Source organism: Brevibacillus sp. FSL K6-2834 (assembly GCF_038592925.1).
Lineage (GTDB): Bacteria > Bacillota > Bacilli > Brevibacillales > Brevibacillaceae > Brevibacillus > Brevibacillus borstelensis.
Map to the genome: position 1 here is coordinate 3,012,705 of NZ_CP151945.1, position 15,935 is coordinate 3,028,639.

Here is a 15,935-nt window from a genome sequence, read left to right on the forward strand (position 1 = left end):
AAACAAGAATTGAGGGGGATGGCATGAAGGATTACGATCAGCTGATTGCCAGACTCAAGCAGCAAATTGCAGAAGCGATGGACCGGTTGGAGAGATTGGAAGCCGAACGGATTGCTTTTGAAGCGCAACGCTCGGAGAGAAAAAACTATGTATCATCACGCGAGATTTTGGACCTGCTCGCCTCCCGGAGCGGAAGGACGGGAAGCATGGCCTCGATTAAAAGGTGGGCAGACGATGGGCTGCTTGGCACGGTCATCGATGAGCGCGAGGTATTTCCTTTGCTGGCAGGCAAACAGGGAAACAAGCGTTTTCTGTATCCGCGAAAAGAAGTACTGCGCTTTTTGCACGGAAAAGGTTTGCTCGTTCCCAAATTTGACGTCCTGGATCGCGTTCGTCTGGAGCGGAACGGGAAATGGGTTTGTGCGGTCATCACGGCTGTCGCCTTAAGCAAGGCTGATCCTGCAGATGACCTGTTTGTCTACCAGGTACAGATCGAGGAAAACGGCGAAGTAATAGACGGGGTCACGGAGGGTGCTTTGCAGAAAGCCAATCAGACCTCCACTTCTCTTGCCCGGTCGTAAGGAGGAGTTATGGAAACAGCTGTTATCACGCTCGGCAATACTGTAGAAAACCAGGAATATTCTCGCCAAATTCGCGACTTTCATAAAAAAAAGGGGCAGCCCCTCACTATCCGTTTCAGTGAAGAGCTGACCCATATCATCCTGGAAGCCCCTTGCTTGTACGTACCCGATCGCAACATACTCGGAAAAGAAGCGGTTGTCGAAGGGGTGGTCAAGAAGAATGGCAATCATCTTGAAATTCACCCGCGAAGCAAGGGAAAAACGATTAATTTGCATCTGGATTCGGAACTGGTGAACGAGCTGGAGCAAATACGCCTGAAGGTGGCGAGCAAGACCCAGCACGACGTCATCCTGGAAATGTTCGTTCGCGGACTTCGCGCATACCAAGCCGAACAGGATGACCAGCCCGCAACCACTAAAAAAGAGCGGGGATGAGCTTATTTATAGTCCCCTTTTAAATAGTTGTAAAACGGTTGATCGACCCAAAACTGATACGTTTCCACGCTGGCAGAAGGGTTGATTTTTTTCAATCCGGATACGACTTTGGCCGAATCTTCGTTCAGGGTAAAAGTCTGGGCCAGATAGCGGCCTTTTTTCAGCACATTGTTTGTGATCACCGGATACTCATCCAGCTTTGTCAGGGAATAGTAGAGAGGCTGCCACCAGGACGATTTGAGAAGACCGGTCATATCCTCTTGATTGCGCTTCGCGTATTTCAGTACGAGCGGTTGGAATTTCTCTTTTTCTTCGACCGTGGCAAACTCCAGACTCAGATCGTATTCCTTGGCGTAGGCAATGTGATTGCCGTTGTCGATCGGGACTACTTGATAATCATCCGTTTGTACCGGCTCGCCCCATTCTTTCAAATAAACAAAAGCAGACGTTTTCGGCTCCAACTGTACTTTCGCAGCAATGCCTTCGCTGCGGAGCAGGCCGACCAATTGCACCGCATGGACGATATCGCTATGCCCGTAGGTGATCGTCCGTGCGGGATCAAAGTGGGGATCAAACTGCGTGTCCTTGAGATTGTAACCGGTGATCAGGTTTTGTTTCAGTCCTTCATCTACGGTCTTTTGCAATTCTTCTGTCCTGATCAACTGGGATTCATTCCACGCCTGGACGAGCTTTCCGAAGATGTCGTCGTCGCTGATGGTGCCGAGAAAGTTTTGCTGTTCTCCGTGAAATTCTGCCACCTTGTTCAAGAGCTGATAGGCGAGCTCGGCGGATACATTTGCTTCCAGCTTTATTCCGGACAAATCCTTTGCAGAAAGGAACCCGGTGTCAAAGGCGACCGCCACCTCCTGTGCCGCTTCCTTGGCAATCCCTTCGCCTGCTTTATACGTCAAGCCGGCTGCATCCCAGGCTGCGGAGATTTTTTCGTCCGAATACGTATGCGCCAGTTCCTTTAAGTCAGCAGCCTTTACGGAAGCGCTGATTGCCTCCCATGCCAAAAGCTTATTGCTCGTCGAGCCTTTCGGGAAGAAAGAATGATTGGCCCCATCGCTGTTAACCGCTATACTGGAAGAGGCTAGCAGCGTTTCCAAAGCCTTTTCAAACTGCTGTTTGGTAATAGTCCCGGACAAAGTGATTCCGTACCGCTTTGTGATGTAGGCGGCGGCATCTTTGACGGATGTTGGCTGAGGTACTGATGTTTGCACCGCAGTAGCTTGCACCGCCAAAGAAGAAGTGGATGCGGGCGCTGCATACACCTGCGTGCCAGCGGTCACCGCTAAAGCGGTTAGTAAAACTGCCCCCGCGGCTGCCTGTTTGATCGTACGTCCTTTGTTCATGGTTTTCCTCCCCTGTCGAAATGATTAAAACATACAATTCCTATGTATTTACTTAGTATTCATTACGTTGTACCTTATCATGATCCCCAACCCGCGTCAATACCTTTCGCTTTTGCTTGGGACATCTTCCTGGATCTGCCGACCAACTGCCGATAGAGTCTTGTTTGTTCATACATGGACATGATTTGTCATGCCTTTCGATATACACTTTTGGGAGGGACACTTGTGGAATACAAAAGTCATTTCGACTTACCAATTCAACTGATCATGTTTTTCCCGTTTCTGATCCTCCTGGTTCTATACGCGCTAAATATCCTCACCAGTATCTGGGCCTATCGGGACGCTCGCAAACGCGGCAAAAGCAACGAATACGCTTTGCTTGTACTCATTGGAACACTGCTTTTTCCGGTCATGGGTCTGATTGTCTATTTCATCATGAGAAAAGATTCTTGATTCTGAAACCATGAAACCAAACGGCCTCCTTTCCCTTTCTGCTCGTCTTAGGGCAGGTCAGGAATAGGAAGCCGTTTTTGTTATTTGATTGCTTAGGCTAATTCCGCAAACGCTTCACGCAGTACGCGAGCGATGAAGTCAATGTCTTCGCTTGTAGTCGAGAAAGGAGGCGAAAGGGTGAGAACGTTATTGAAGCCCGGTATCGTATCGCCATTTCGTCCGATGATCAGGCCGCGCTGTTTACAGGCTCCGATGACTTTGGTCAATTTGTCAGGCGCTGCCGGTTCCTTCGTTTCCCGATTTTCCACCATCTCGATGCCCATCAGAAAACCGAAGCTCCGAATGTCGCCTACATGCGGATGCTCCTCTAAGAACGACAGCTTCTCCCGCAACTCCTCTCCCAGACGGCCAGCCCTCTCGATCATCTGCTCTTCTTCCATCAGCTCAAGGTTTTTCAGCGCGAGCGCACAAGCCGCCGGATTTCCGCCGAACGTATTGACGTGACGGAAGTGCAGGTTGACTCCTTGCTCGTTAAACTTGTCGGCAATGTCTGCCCGCACCGCGGTAGCCGACAACGGCAGGTACGCACTTGTGATCCCTTTGGCCATGGTCACAATGTCAGGCTTGATGCCAAAGTTTTGATGACCAAACTTTTGACCGGAACGGCCGAATCCACAAATCACTTCGTCGACGATCAAAAGGACGCCGTACTTGTCACAGATTTCCCGCACCTTCGGCATGTACTCCGGCGGAGGAACGATGACGCCGCCGCCTGTGATCGTCGGCTCCATAATGACGGCCGCCACGCTGTTTGCTCCCTCCCAGTTGATGACCTCGTCGAATACCTGGGCACACTCGAGGCTGCAGCTCCCGTAGGACTTTCCGAATGGACAGCGGTAGCAATACGGCGGGGAAACGTGGAGAAAGCCCGGCGCCAGCGGCTCGTATTTTTGTTTTCGGATCGATTGTCCGGTAGCAGCCAAAGCTCCCATCGTATTGCCGTGATAGGCCCGGTGACGGGAAATGAACTTGTACCGGCCCGGCTCGCCGTTCTGATGGTGGTATTGACGGGCGATTTTGAAGGCTACTTCATTCGCTTCCGAACCGCTGTTGGAGAAAAAGACCCGATACTCTTCACCGAGCCACTCGCTCACCTTTTCCGACAGCTTGATCGCTGGCACATGGCTTTGTGTCAGCGGGAAGTAGGCCATCGTTTTCAATTGCTCATAGGCAGCCTCAGCAAGCTCTTGCCGGCCGTAGCCGATATTGACGCACCACAGGCCAGACATGCCGTCCAGGTATTTGTTTCCGTCAATGTCCGTCACCCACGAGCCGCTCGCTTCCGTGACGATCATCGGATTGGGATTGTAGGGCGACATGTGATGCCACATGTGCGCCCTGTCTTTTTCCAGCAGGGATTCCTTTTCCAGCGTATGAGTTTGTTGCTCCTGGCTCATTTTCGATCCTCCCTTTCGTTATTTCACGAATACTTTTTGGGAACCGATACTGGTATCGCCGTCGTCAAACCAGCGCGACGTAATCGTCTTTTTCTTCGTGAAAAAGTCGACGCCGTCTTTGCCGTTGGCATGCAGGTCTCCGTAAAACGAGTTCTTCCATCCGGTGAAGGCGAAGAAGCCCATTGGCGCAGGGACGCCTACGTTGACCCCGACCATGCCGGCTTCCACGCGCTGTACAAACTCCCGTCCCCACTTGCCGTTTTCTGTGTAAATGGTGGCTCCGTTTCCAAAGCGGGATTTGCTGATCGTTTCAAGTCCTTCCTCGAAATTCTTGACCCGCATGACGCTTAGCACAGGCGCAAAAATCTCGTCTCGGACGATCACCATCTCGGCATCCGCCTTGTCAAAAATCGTAGGCCCGAGGAAATAGCCCTCCGGGTTTGCTTTCGCATCCTCCCGTCCATCCCGAACGAGCTCGGCGCCTGCGGAAAGTCCCTGCTCGATGAAACCGTGCACTTTTTCCAAATGCGAAGCGCGAATGACCGGTCCCAGGTCAACTCCCGGCTCTAGCCCATTCCCCATTTTCAAGGCGTTGGACTCTTCGATCAGATGGCGGATCAGCTCGTCTGCGATCTCCTCTACTGCCACGACCGCGCTCGCCGCCATACAGCGCTCGCCTGCACAGCCAAAGGCGGAGCTGACGATGGTTTTGGCTGCTCGCTGCAGATTCGTGTCCGGCATGACGAGGTGGTGGTTTTTGGCCCCGGCCAACGCCTGGACGCGTTTTCCATGCGCTGCGGCTGTCTTGTAGACGTACTCGGCGACTGGCTGCGAACCGACGAAGGAGATCGCTTTCACATCCGGGTGCTCCAATAGCCCGTTCACCACATCGTGAGCGCCGTTGACGACGTTGAATACGCCATCGGGCAATCCCGCTTCCTTTAACAGCTCGGCGATCCGAATGCAGGACAGCGGCGTGCGCTCGGACGGCTTCAAGACAAATGTATTGCCTGCCGTAATCGCGATCGGGTACATCCACATCGGCACCATCAGGGGGAAATTGAACGGCGTAATTCCGCCAACGACGCCAAGCGGAAACCGAATTACCTGGCAGTCGATGTTCCTGGCGATATTCGGGAGCGTCTCACCCATGAGCAGCGTCGGCATTCCTGCCGCAAACTCCACCATTTCAATGCCGCGGAGCAATTCCGCGTGTGCCTCAGGCAGGTTTTTCCCGTTCTCCAGCGTAATCATTTGCGCCAGCTCATCCTGGTGCTCCCAGAGCAGGTTTTGGAAGCGGAACATGATCCGGGCACGATCTACCGCAGGGGTCTGACTCCAGGCCGGAAAGGCAGCCTTGGCCGCTTGCACAGCCTTGTCCACGTCATCCTTCGTCGAGAGTGGTACGCGCGACAGCACTTCGCCTGTTGCCGGGTTGGGGATATCCTCATAGCGCTCCGTCTGGGACTCCACCCATTCTCCGGCGATGTAGTTTTTCAAAGTAGGACCAACTGTTGTTGTACTCATCCTTTCAACTCCTTTGCGCACATGCATGATTGATAATTCTATCTTATCTGAACATTCAACGCGCCATCACTAGACAAACTGACAGGAGTTCGGTAGTATTCATGTTACAGACTGTCTATAGGAGGAGAAGAATGACCAATGAATGGCGCCTGACCGTGGCAGATGTCGTCAAACGTCCTTTGTTTCAGCACGCGGAAGTGGTCGCAGGCAGTCGGGGCTTGTCCCGCTCGGTGCGATGGGTGCATGTATTGGAAGCGGCTCACACTGTTCAATACCTGAACGGCGATGAGCTGATCCTTTCGACCGGACTCGGATTTGGCGAGGCAAAAGAAAAGCGGCTGGCTTATCTCTCCGAGCTCATTTCACGGAAGGCGGTCGGGTTATGTATCGAGCTTGGCGACTACATCCCGCAAGTGCCACAGGACATGCTTGAGCTCGCTGACCATCATGACTTTCCACTGATTGTCTTTCATAAGCCTGTTCGCTTCGTTGACATTACACTGGATCTGCACGAGCATTTGATCAACCGTCAAATGCAGGCGCTTCGCAACCTGGAGACGTATTCCCGCAGCTTGCAGCAGCTCAGTCTGCAGACACAGGGAATTCCGAAACTCTTGCAGCATTTTCAGGCAAGTGTACACACACAGGTGTTTTTTTTCCCCTTGGATGGAAATCCTCTCTACGTCCCTCCCCTGCCGCAGGTTGTTCAATCGGAGCTGTCCGGTTTGATGCGTACGGCCCTGCCGCAAGGGGACGATTCCGTCTCGAGCAGCGGGATCATCGCGCTCTCGGACAAAAAGAAGCTGGTCTACCAGCCCATTATCGTCATGGGACATCTGCTCGCTTATGTCGGCTTGATTCTGTATGATCGGGAAGCCGACGAATACCTGCTATTGACGCTCGATTACACCGTTAGCTCGATGGCCCAAATTCTGATGCGAAAAATGTTTGCCAAAGAGCAGATGCTCGCAGCAGAGAATCGGCTGTTCGACGATCTGATCGCCAACAGACCTTTGCCGGAGGAACAAATACGCTCTCTCCTCGGTTTGTCCGGCAAGAACAAAACACCGGCCTACTATACGCTCTTATTGTCTCTCCATCGGAGTACGGAGGACCTTTCCTCGCCACTCGCACCGCATGAGCTTACCGGCGTATTCCGTTCTTTGCTGACGAGGCTCGGCTTTCGTCCCTTCATCCGCTGCAAAGGAAACCGCTTTTACCTTCTCCTGATCGCACCAACCAATCAAACGGATATTCGCCGAACTCTGGACAAGGCCATGTCCGAGATGAAACGGATGTGCCGCCATGCCATGGGACCGGATACCGAGGTCCTGTTTGGTGTAAGCCGGCCTGGCGAGAGGCTTTCAGAGGCGGGCCGGCACCTGGCAGAATCCGAGCAGGCCCTGATCTTCCAGCAAGACGCCCACAGCCCCTATTTTGCCGAGCTGGGCTTGTTCCGTCTGCTGTTTCATGTCCCCCAGGAGCCCGTGCTCACGCATTTTATCGATGATTACCTGGGGCCGCTCCTGCGATACGATGCGGAGAACGGGACCCAACTGGCCCAGACATTGCGTGTCTACCTGGATCACAACTTGTCCAAGCAGGAAACGGCTGATCATTTATTCATCCACCGCCAGACCTTGTACCACCGGCTGGAAAAAATCCAGGAGCATCTCCCGGTAGACTTTACGCACCCCAATGAACGGCTCTGTCTGGAAATAGCCTTGCGGGCTCACGAGTGGAAGCACGGGTTGAAATACCACACTCCCCCGAACAAGGCTCAAGACAAAACGGCGCGTCCGCCACGTTAGCGTGATGGGCTGCGCCGTTTCCATCCGTATGATCATTCCGGTTTATTCAGGATAGCTCATCGAGAGTTTATAGGATACCTTCGGGCCGTCTTCAAGCTCCAGTCGTATTTTGTATCGCCCCTTCTCCGGGAGCGGCAGAACGAGGCTTTTCCTCTTTTTTATCTCCTTGATTGCCAGTATATCGCCTTGGGAGTCATACAACGTCAAGCTTAACGACGCATGATTGTTCCAGTCAACATATACTCTCAACCGGCCTTCGCTCTTGGCCCGAAATGAGTAATCGGCATACCTGTCCGACCTTTTGTCATCATGCAGCTTCCCTTGCTCGATATGCTGTCCGCCGCCTTTTTCCTTGATTTTGCCCGTTGTGGCGAGCGCAAATGGCTGTGGACCTTTTGGGACATTGAAGCCTTTTACGCTCACCGTGTACAAGCCTTTTTCCGGTCGGGAAGCCCATACTTGTTCCACATTGTTCAAATTGTCCACTTCATCGTCATACGGGTAACGGAAAAAGTCGTTTCCGTTGAACTTCTCTCCGCTGGGAGCGGTTACAGTCAGATCAAGGTTGTTCACCAAGGTTCTTTTCGCTGCCAGAGAAGCCGGATAGTCTGTCCAAGCCAATGTGATGGCAAGCGGCTTGGAGCGGTCGTACACCTCGACGGCAAACGTCGCCTCTTCTCCTGTCACCAGACCATCTGTTTCATCTACGAAATCTGTCTCGATCGCCTGCAGGAGGTTGGCCCGCCCGAATCCCTGAAGGCGCATGTCCTCATCGAGATCATCGGCTCCGCTGATCAGCATCGCTTTGATCAGGGCGGCACTCGGTTCATCCAGTTCTTTTTCTTCGAGCAAAAACTGGCGAAGCTGGGCCGCTCCTCCGGCCAGAATTGGTGCGGCCATGCTTGTCCCGCTGTTGTATGCATAGTATTGGTCGAAGAGCTCTTCAAACTCCTCTTCAGGAGCGACCGATGAGCGAGCGGAAAGAATATAGCTCCCGGGTGCGACAATATCGGGCTTCAGCCTTCCATCCTTCGTCGTTCCGCGGCTGCTGAATCCCGCTACAGTATCCGGATCATCCGCCTCATCCCCGCCTACATCCGGTCGGTCGTTCTCGGTAGCCCCTACGGCGATGACATTTTTGGCTGTGGCCGGGCTGCCGATCGTCTTGTAGCCATACTCTCCCTGATTGCCCGCAGCTACCAGGGCAGTCATATCCTTGTGTTCCCAGAGAAACTGGTCAAACAAGAAGGAATCGAGTCCGTAATCGCCGTTATCGTCAGTCCCCCATGAATCCGAGTGAATACGTGCGCCGTCCTCGTAGGCTTCCCCGAGAATGTCCTCGACCTCTCCTTTCAAATACCCCTTTTCCGTCAGCATCGAATGGAAAACCAGCTCCGCCTCCGGCGCCATTCCCTGATACTGTCCATCAGAAGCCTCTCCGCTGCCAAGTGCCGATCCGGCTACATGCGTTCCGTGTCCATCCAGATCACTCGCGTCGCCTTTGCGGCCAATTGCATACAAGCTTTTGATCCTCCCCGTAAAATCGGGATGGAGATCGTCTGGATCGCCTGTATCCAAACCACTGTCGGCCATGCCAATAATCTGTCCTTTCCCGGTAAAGCCGGCAGATTCCAGCTTGTTTGCCTTGATGATTTTTGCAGCCCGATCATTATGCAGTTTTCGCTCCGGCATAGGAATCACGGCAATGACATCTTCTGACTGGATGACCTCCTCCAATCCTTCTCCGCTCATGCGTGCAAGCGAGATGTGCCTCGCATTCTGCAGCGAGTCCACATCACCGATGCTTTCTTCACTCGCCGCCCGATACAGGGTGCGGTTCATGTCCACTTGCTGATCAAAGCCGATCACAGCTACTTCTACCTCATCGGTTGTTCCCAATGACTTGCGAAGAGTCGGCGCTACCTTGTTAACCGGATAAAAAGGAACGACCCTTTTGACAAAAGAGAGCCGTTTCAATTTTTTCTCATCGCCCTGTTCTGATAATTTGGCTATAAAGGAATAGTCAGGCAAATAGTCGCCCAGCTCTATACCGATATCCTCTATTTCTTCTTTCCATTCTTCTTCGATGGGCCCCTCGAATTGAATGACGACCAGGTCTGTTTCTCCTCCCGCTTTGGATCGGGAATCCAGAGAAAAGCCTTCCCGCGCTTCAATCTCCAGATCTCCCCTGCGCTCACCTTGTTGCTTGGCTCCTGTCGGCAGCCCGCCGACCATGAGCGACAGAACAAGTACCCCAATCAGTGCCGCATGCCTTTTTCCCCGCAATGAAATGCCCCCTTCTCCCGTCTGATTTTTGAATAACAACATTATACGAAAAGGGTAATAATTGTAAAAGTGTCCCAAGCTTCAGACGGACAAAAAAGCGCAGCAATCCCTGCTGGATCGTGCGCTTCCTGCTTTCTTTTCACCGTGGGCGTTGAGAAAGACTCAAAAAGACTGCGAGTCTCGCTCGGTTATACCAAATGACATGCCACATGATGCTCCGGGCCGACTTCGCGGTAAACCGGCACTTCCGTCCTGCACCTATCCGCAGCAACCGGACAACGGGTATGAAACTTGCAGCCTTGTGGAGGATTAGCCGGGCTTGGAATATCTCCTTTTAGAAAGATTCGCTCTCTCGTTATCGTAGGGTCTGGAATCGGTACAGCCGACAGCAGCGCTTTGGTATAGGGGTGGAGAGGATTTTTGAACAGCTCGTCGCGAGGCGCCATCTCCACTATCGAGCCCAGATACATGACGGCCACCGATGAGCAGATGTGCTCTACCACGCTTAAATCGTGAGAAATAAACAGGTAGGTCAGGTTTTGCTGCTGCTGCAAATCAGAGAGCAAATTAATGATTTGCGCTTGAATCGACACGTCGAGAGCAGAAACCGGCTCGTCCAGCACAATAAAGTCCGGCTGCAGGATGAGCGCTCTGGCAATCCCGATCCGTTGTCTTTGCCCGCCGGAAAATTCATGCGGGTAGCGGTCGTAGTGGTACGGTGCCAAGCCGCAAATATTCAGCACCTCCAACACCTTCTCGCGAATTTCTGCCTTCGAGCACAGCCCGTGATCGACGACAGCCTCGCCGATCGCCTCCCCGACTTTCACCCGTGGATTTAACGAGCTGAACGGGTCTTGGAACACATATTGCATTTTGGGTCGCAACTTGCGCAGCTCTTTAGGGGGCAGCTGATGGATATCCCGACCATTATACAGGACATGGCCCTCGGTCTTGTCGTACAGCCTGATAATCGTCCGGCCGGCTGTGCTTTTTCCGCAACCGGACTCACCGACAAGCCCCAAGGTTTCTCCTCTTTTCATGGTAAAACTGATCTGGTCAACCGCTTTTACGTGCCCGATCGTCCGCTGAAACACTCCGGAGCGAATCGGGAAATACTTTTTCAAGTCTTTCACTTCCAGGATGACATCGCTCATTTCGCTCCCTCACCTTCGTACAGCCAGCAAGCCACTTTGCTGTCAGCCCCATCCTTCTGTAAGGCAGGCTGACTTGCACGGCAAATGTCCATCGCATGTTCGCAGCGGTCGCTGTAGTGGCAATTTTCACCCAGACCGATCGGATTGGGGACCTGGCCCGGGATCGTGAACAAGCGCTCTTTTCTTTGTCCGATTACCGGTTTGGCGAGCAACAAGCCTTTTGTATAAGGATGACGCGGATTCTTGAAAATCTCCTTTACCGGCCCTTCCTCGATGACCTTGCCCGCGTACATCACAACCACGTAATCGGCCATTTCCGCAACAACTCCAAGATCGTGGGTGATGAGCATGAGCGACATGTTCCGGTCCTTTTTCAATTGCCGGAGCAAATCGAGAATTTGCGCCTGGATCGTGACGTCCAAGGCTGTCGTCGGCTCGTCGGCAATCAGCAGCTTCGGATCGCAGCTAAGAGAGATTGCGATCATGATGCGCTGCCTCATCCCCCCGCTCAGTTCATGCGGATAGCTGTCAATAATCTGGTCGGCACGGGGAATTCCCACCTGTTCGATGAGCTGGATCGCTTTTTTCCGGGCCTCGCTTTTGGATAGAAGCGTATGCTCGATCAGCGGTTCCATGATCTGGTCCCCTACTGTCAGAACCGGATTCAGCGACGTCATCGGCTCCTGAAAAATCATGGCGATCTCATTGCCGCGGATCATTCTCATTTCGCTTTCCTTGATCTTCAGGAGGTCCCGGCCTTCAAACAAGATTTCTCCGCCCACGATCTTCCCTGGAGGGGAAGCGATCAACCGCATCAATGACATGGCGGTGATGCTTTTTCCGCACCCGGATTCACCGACGATGCAAACCGTCTCTCCAGCTCGGATGGAAAAGCTGACGTCATTCACAGCTTGTACGACACCGGCTTCTGTGTAGAAATACGTTTTCAAATTGCGAAATTCAACAAGTGTACTCGACATATGCAGCTTCTCCTACCTTTTCTGTTTGGGATCAAAGGCGTCCCTCAATCCGTCACCGATGAAGTTGATCGAAACGACGGTAAGCAATATGCACACCCCAGGCGGAACCCAGAGCCAGGGCCTGTTCTGGAAGTCAATCATATTGTTTGCTGCCGAGATCATCTGTCCCCAGGACGGGGTAGGTGGTACTACGCCAAGACCGAGAAAGCTAAGCGTAGATTCGAGAAGGATCGAGTTTGCTACACCCAGCGTCGCCGCAACGATGATGATGGGTACCGTATTGGGCAGCAAATGCCTGAAAATTTTCCGTCTGTCCCTCAGCCCGAGCACTTCGTTGGCCAGCATGAATTCCTGCTCCTTCAAGCTGAGTACCTGGCTTCTGACGAGACGCGAAAGACTCATCCAGGCGATCATTCCGACGATGAACATGACCAGATAAATCCGCTTGTCCGGCGGAAACTTCAAATCAGACAGAATAGCGCCAAGCGCCACGAGGATGGGCAGCGTGGGAATCGCATAAAGAATGTCTGCCAGGCGCATGATCACCGAATCGACAAAACGGCCGTAATAGCCCGCAATGGCTCCCAGCGTCCCGCCGACCAAGACGATGATCGAAGCGGCGACGATCCCCACCAGCAAGGATACTCTTCCAGCTTCCATTGTCCTCAAAAGCACATCCCGGCCGAGCTTGTCCGTCCCGAGCCAATGAGTTTCGTTCGGCGGAAGATTGGCGTTTCTGACCGAAATCTTCGCGTCCAGATGAGAAGAAAAATAGGGACCGATAAACGAAAACAGAAACATCAGCGTAAGGACAATCATCCCGGCCAAAGCCATCTTGTTTTTGAACAGACGGCGGAAGGCACTGCGCCACGGGGAATCGGGTTTGATCTTTTTGGCTTTGAGTTCGACTTGGACGTCAGCAATATTGTGGCTCATCTCTATCCCCCCTACCTGTTCCGGACCCGCGGGTCTGCTACGCCGTACATCAGATCAGCCAGGATATTGGCAACGATCGTCAGTACAACCAGCAGCATCGTAAAGCCCATCAAGAGCGGGTAATCCCTTTGGAAGATTCCGTCCAGCACAACCCGGCCGATGCCTGGCCAGTTAAAGATGCGTTCGGTAATGATCGCCCCGGAAAATAAACCGGGAATTTCGAGGGCAAACAGGGTAATCAAAGGCAGCAATGCATTTCGCAGCGCGTGTTTGAAAATGACGACGCGCTCCTTCAATCCCTTGGCTCGGGCTGTACGAACGTAATCCTGCCTGATGACTTCCAGCATATTGGTCCGAAAGTATCTGGTCAGCGAGCCGATATTCAGCAAGGTCAAAACAATGACCGGCAATGCCAGATGTTTCATCACGTCCCAAAAATCGGCCCAGCCGGTAAGGGTGCTCCCTGTCGACCGCATGCCGCCCAGCGGGAATATCTGATAATCGACGGCGAAGAACTTCAGCATAAGCAATCCCAAAAAGAAGGATGGAAAAGACATCGCCATAAAAACAATCAGCGTGACTGCAGAATCGTAAATCGAATATTGTCTCAGCGCGGCCATAATGCCGACGATGGATGCAATGATCCATTGCAGCACCAGAACGATGATGGCAATCAGAAAGGAATTCCACATAAATGTGTTTATCACGCTCGTCACGGGCTGGCGATGCAGGACAGATTCGCCAAAATTGCCCGTGAGCAGATTGCCCATCCAGGTGAGATACTGCTTGTAGAGAGGTTGGTCAAGCCCGTGCAGGGCGCGTATCTCATCGAGCCGCTCCTGGGTCATATTGGCGTCAGCCGACATCTGGGTGACAAAGTCGCCAGGTGCCAAGGTAAAGACGAGAAAGACGAGAATAGAGGCGCCGATCAGGGTCGGGATGCTTTGGATAAGTCTGCGGATAAGGAGCTGCTTCATGATTTCCTCCCCTCTTATGCAAGCAATATGCTCAGCATAGCGCCGAGCATATTGCGAATTGGTGAAATTATCAAAAATTTTTAGTTAATTTGAACTTCGTTTAGTGACTCTGAGAAGTATTTATAAGGAGAAATCACAAAGCCGGAAAGTCTGGAGCTGATCGTATTCAAATTGTAGCGTTGGTACATAAAGAGCACCGGAATATCGTCATTGATGATCTCGTATGCTTCCTGGTAAATCGCTTTGCGCTTGGCCTGGTCAAATTCTTTCAGACCAGCCTCAAGCAGCTCATCCACTTTGGGGTTGGAGTAGGCGTCTTTATTCGATCCGCCTTTGGAGTGGAACAAGCCGTACGGATCAGGGTCTGTGGAAAGTCCAACGGCCAGGAACGCCATTTCGTGCTCTCCCTTGTTGCGTTTGTCGATGACAGCGTTGAATTCCAGTTGTTCGGCGATAAATTCAATCCCCAGTTCCTTGTAGTTCTCTACCGCAATCGGAATCAGGGCATCATTCACTTCATTTGGAGTCGATGCGGAGAACTGGATCGTGAACTTTTGGCCGTCCTTGTAACGGTAGCCGTCGCTCTCCAGCTTCCAGCCTGCCTCATCGAGGAGCTGTTTCGATTTTTCCGGATCGTAGCTGTACTTCGTCAGCTTGGACTCGTCCGGATAACCCCACGAAAGCTTGGATTGCGGCACGTCAATGACTTCTGCATACCCTTGCGAATACGCGTACACCACTTCTTCGCGGTTCAATCCGTACATCAGTGCTTGTCTGACGCGTTTGTCCTGGAACTTCGGCAGCTTGTGATTGATCGCAATATAGCCATATCCATTGTTCAGGAGCATGTCAAGATCGACAAATCCCAGTTCCTTCAATGCTTCAACGTTGTCTGCATTTACGGAAATCGAGGCGTCAAAGTCGGTTGCACCCGTTTTCAGGCTTTGAATCTGCGTTTCCGCCGTCGTTGACTTGAAGATCAGATTTTTGACTTTCGGAGCGCCCTTCCAGTAGTTTTCATTCGCTACGAGACGGACTTCCTGTCCAGGGATAAACTCCTTCAGAATATATGGCCCGCTGCCCATAGGCTTCTGATGCAAGCTCTTGATATACTCCAGATTTCCTTTGGCGAAATCTTTTCCGTAATAGTGCTTGGGCAGGACAAAAATCTCAGTGCCGAGCAACAGCAAAGTCGTTGCGTTTGCTTCTTCCACCTGAACTTGAATCGTCTGTGGATCAATTACTTTTACGCCCTCGAGGCTGGTTGCGTTTCCATTTTTGTATGCGTCTTCGCCTTTGATTTTGGCCTTTGACAGGTTCGACCTGCCGTCGTATTTGGGGTCCAACAGGACGTGATAGGCGAACGCGACATCCTCTGCCGTTACGGGCTTGCCGTCGGAGAATTTTGCTCGTTTGTCGATATGGAACGTATATGTCAATCCGTCGTCGGAAATCTCCCATTTTTCCGCAAGTCCCGGAATCACAGTGGCATCTTTTGCTACCGACAGCAATCGTTCGGTTACTGCTTCAATCACATACCGGTCATAGACTGTGTTGTAAAACCAGTAGTTGAAAATGCCTTGAGGGTCTGTGATGCCGAGCACCATCGTATCTGTGCGCTGCTTCGCAGAATCCGGCACTTTCGAAGGATCTGTCGCCTTGATATAGCCCAGCTCTTTCTTTTCACCGGCTTTCGTTTGCTCTTGCTGGTTTTGCTCTGATTGGTTCGGTTGCTGCTGATTTTGTTCCGTCGGCTGTGCTGCAGGCTGGGTGCAAGCGGACAGAAGCAGTGCCCCGGTAAGCAGGGAGCACAAGAATAGAGAAAAAGACCTTTTCTTCACTTAATTTCCCCCTTTTTGAATTTTCTCATAACATTTCCATTATAAGCTATAATCTGGAAATCAGAAAGGATATTCTTGTTGATAAAAATATGTCTTGTAGAAATGTGTCCTTTGGGGCTAAAAATAGAAAAAAAAGAGAGAC

At 52.1% G+C, this 15,935-nt stretch carries 13 protein-coding genes; 4 read left to right on the forward strand and 9 right to left on the reverse strand.

Annotated elements, in window-relative coordinates:
* Positions 1-23 precede the first annotated feature (23 nt).
* Positions 24-581, forward strand: coding sequence for a hypothetical protein (locus NST96_RS14970; RefSeq protein ID WP_039070300.1), 558 nt, complete (start codon positions 24-26; stop codon positions 579-581).
* Positions 582-590: 9 nt separating this feature from the next.
* Complete coding sequence (locus tag NST96_RS14975; RefSeq protein WP_003385644.1) at positions 591-1,016, forward strand: hypothetical protein; 426 nt, start codon at positions 591-593, stop codon at positions 1,014-1,016.
* 2 nt (positions 1,017-1,018) lie between these two features.
* Here NST96_RS14975 and NST96_RS14980 read toward each other — a convergent pair whose 3' ends face one another.
* Positions 1,019-2,371, reverse strand: coding sequence for a hypothetical protein (locus tag NST96_RS14980; RefSeq protein WP_227277623.1), 1,353 nt, complete (start codon positions 2,369-2,371; stop codon positions 1,019-1,021).
* Positions 2,372-2,596: 225 nt separating this feature from the next.
* Between NST96_RS14980 and NST96_RS14985 the strand changes: the two genes are divergently transcribed.
* A complete protein-coding gene (locus NST96_RS14985) occupies positions 2,597-2,824 on the forward strand; it encodes a PLDc N-terminal domain-containing protein (RefSeq protein WP_003385646.1) in 228 nt (75 codons plus the stop codon).
* A 92-nt stretch (positions 2,825-2,916) separates the two neighbouring features.
* On the opposite strand, the gene NST96_RS14990 is transcribed toward NST96_RS14985, so the two are convergent.
* Together NST96_RS14990 and NST96_RS14995 are read right to left on the reverse strand one after the other, a co-directional pair.
* Positions 2,917-4,281, reverse strand: coding sequence for an aspartate aminotransferase family protein (locus NST96_RS14990; protein ID WP_024984172.1), 1,365 nt, complete (start codon positions 4,279-4,281; stop codon positions 2,917-2,919).
* Positions 4,282-4,299: 18 nt separating this feature from the next.
* Positions 4,300-5,808, reverse strand: a complete 1,509-nt coding sequence (locus tag NST96_RS14995; RefSeq protein WP_024984171.1) for a CoA-acylating methylmalonate-semialdehyde dehydrogenase — start codon at positions 5,806-5,808, stop codon at positions 4,300-4,302.
* A gap of 131 nt (positions 5,809-5,939) precedes the next feature.
* On the opposite strand from NST96_RS14995, the gene NST96_RS15000 reads away from it, so the two are divergent.
* Entirely contained in the window at positions 5,940-7,619 is a 1,680-nt protein-coding gene (locus NST96_RS15000) for a PucR family transcriptional regulator (protein WP_243014688.1), read from the forward strand.
* 42 nt (positions 7,620-7,661) lie between these two features.
* Here the strand turns inward: NST96_RS15000 and NST96_RS15005 are convergent, their stop codons facing one another.
* The 6 genes from NST96_RS15005 to NST96_RS15030 form a co-directional block, all read right to left on the reverse strand.
* Positions 7,662-9,905: a S8 family serine peptidase gene (locus tag NST96_RS15005; protein WP_342404160.1), complete on the reverse strand. Its 2,244-nt coding sequence runs from the start codon at positions 9,903-9,905 to the stop codon at positions 7,662-7,664.
* A gap of 188 nt (positions 9,906-10,093) precedes the next feature.
* Positions 10,094-11,059: a dipeptide ABC transporter ATP-binding protein gene (locus NST96_RS15010; RefSeq protein ID WP_003385652.1), complete on the reverse strand. Its 966-nt coding sequence runs from the start codon at positions 11,057-11,059 to the stop codon at positions 10,094-10,096.
* The gene (locus tag NST96_RS15015) at positions 11,056-12,039 is read right to left on the reverse strand and encodes an ABC transporter ATP-binding protein (protein ID WP_024984168.1); all 984 of its coding nucleotides are present in this window, start codon (positions 12,037-12,039) and stop codon (positions 11,056-11,058) included. Before NST96_RS15015 ends, NST96_RS15010 begins: the two co-directional genes overlap by 4 nt.
* A gap of 12 nt (positions 12,040-12,051) precedes the next feature.
* Positions 12,052-12,975, reverse strand: a complete 924-nt coding sequence (opp4C, locus tag NST96_RS15020; protein WP_003385654.1) for an oligopeptide ABC transporter permease — start codon at positions 12,973-12,975, stop codon at positions 12,052-12,054.
* 11 nt (positions 12,976-12,986) lie between these two features.
* Positions 12,987-13,952 carry an ABC transporter permease gene (locus NST96_RS15025; RefSeq protein ID WP_003385656.1) on the reverse strand — a complete coding sequence of 322 codons (966 nt, stop codon included), beginning with the start codon at positions 13,950-13,952 and terminating at the stop codon, positions 12,987-12,989.
* 80 nt (positions 13,953-14,032) lie between these two features.
* A complete protein-coding gene (locus NST96_RS15030) occupies positions 14,033-15,793 on the reverse strand; it encodes an ABC transporter substrate-binding protein (RefSeq protein ID WP_342404161.1) in 1,761 nt (586 codons plus the stop codon).
* Positions 15,794-15,935 lie beyond the last annotated feature (142 nt).

What these genes read in the sequence shown, in the direction of transcription:
- NST96_RS14970 (WP_039070300.1), top strand. Translation starts at nt 24, where the DNA reads ATGAAGGATTACGATCAGCTGATTGCCAGACTCAAGCAGCAAATTGCA.
- NST96_RS14975 (WP_003385644.1), top strand. Translation starts at nt 591, where the DNA reads ATGGAAACAGCTGTTATCACGCTCGGCAATACTGTAGAAAACCAGGAA.
- NST96_RS14980 (WP_227277623.1), bottom strand. Translation starts at nt 2,371, where the DNA reads ATGAACAAAGGACGTACGATCAAACAGGCAGCCGCGGGGGCAGTTTTA.
- NST96_RS14990 (WP_024984172.1), bottom strand. Translation starts at nt 4,281, where the DNA reads ATGAGCCAGGAGCAACAAACTCATACGCTGGAAAAGGAATCCCTGCTG.
- NST96_RS14995 (WP_024984171.1), bottom strand. Translation starts at nt 5,808, where the DNA reads ATGAGTACAACAACAGTTGGTCCTACTTTGAAAAACTACATCGCCGGA.
- NST96_RS15000 (WP_243014688.1), top strand. Translation starts at nt 5,940, where the DNA reads ATGACCAATGAATGGCGCCTGACCGTGGCAGATGTCGTCAAACGTCCT.
- NST96_RS15010 (WP_003385652.1), bottom strand. Translation starts at nt 11,059, where the DNA reads ATGAGCGATGTCATCCTGGAAGTGAAAGACTTGAAAAAGTATTTCCCG.
- NST96_RS15015 (WP_024984168.1), bottom strand. Translation starts at nt 12,039, where the DNA reads ATGTCGAGTACACTTGTTGAATTTCGCAATTTGAAAACGTATTTCTAC.
- opp4C (WP_003385654.1), bottom strand. Translation starts at nt 12,975, where the DNA reads ATGAGCCACAATATTGCTGACGTCCAAGTCGAACTCAAAGCCAAAAAG.
- NST96_RS15025 (WP_003385656.1), bottom strand. Translation starts at nt 13,952, where the DNA reads ATGAAGCAGCTCCTTATCCGCAGACTTATCCAAAGCATCCCGACCCTG.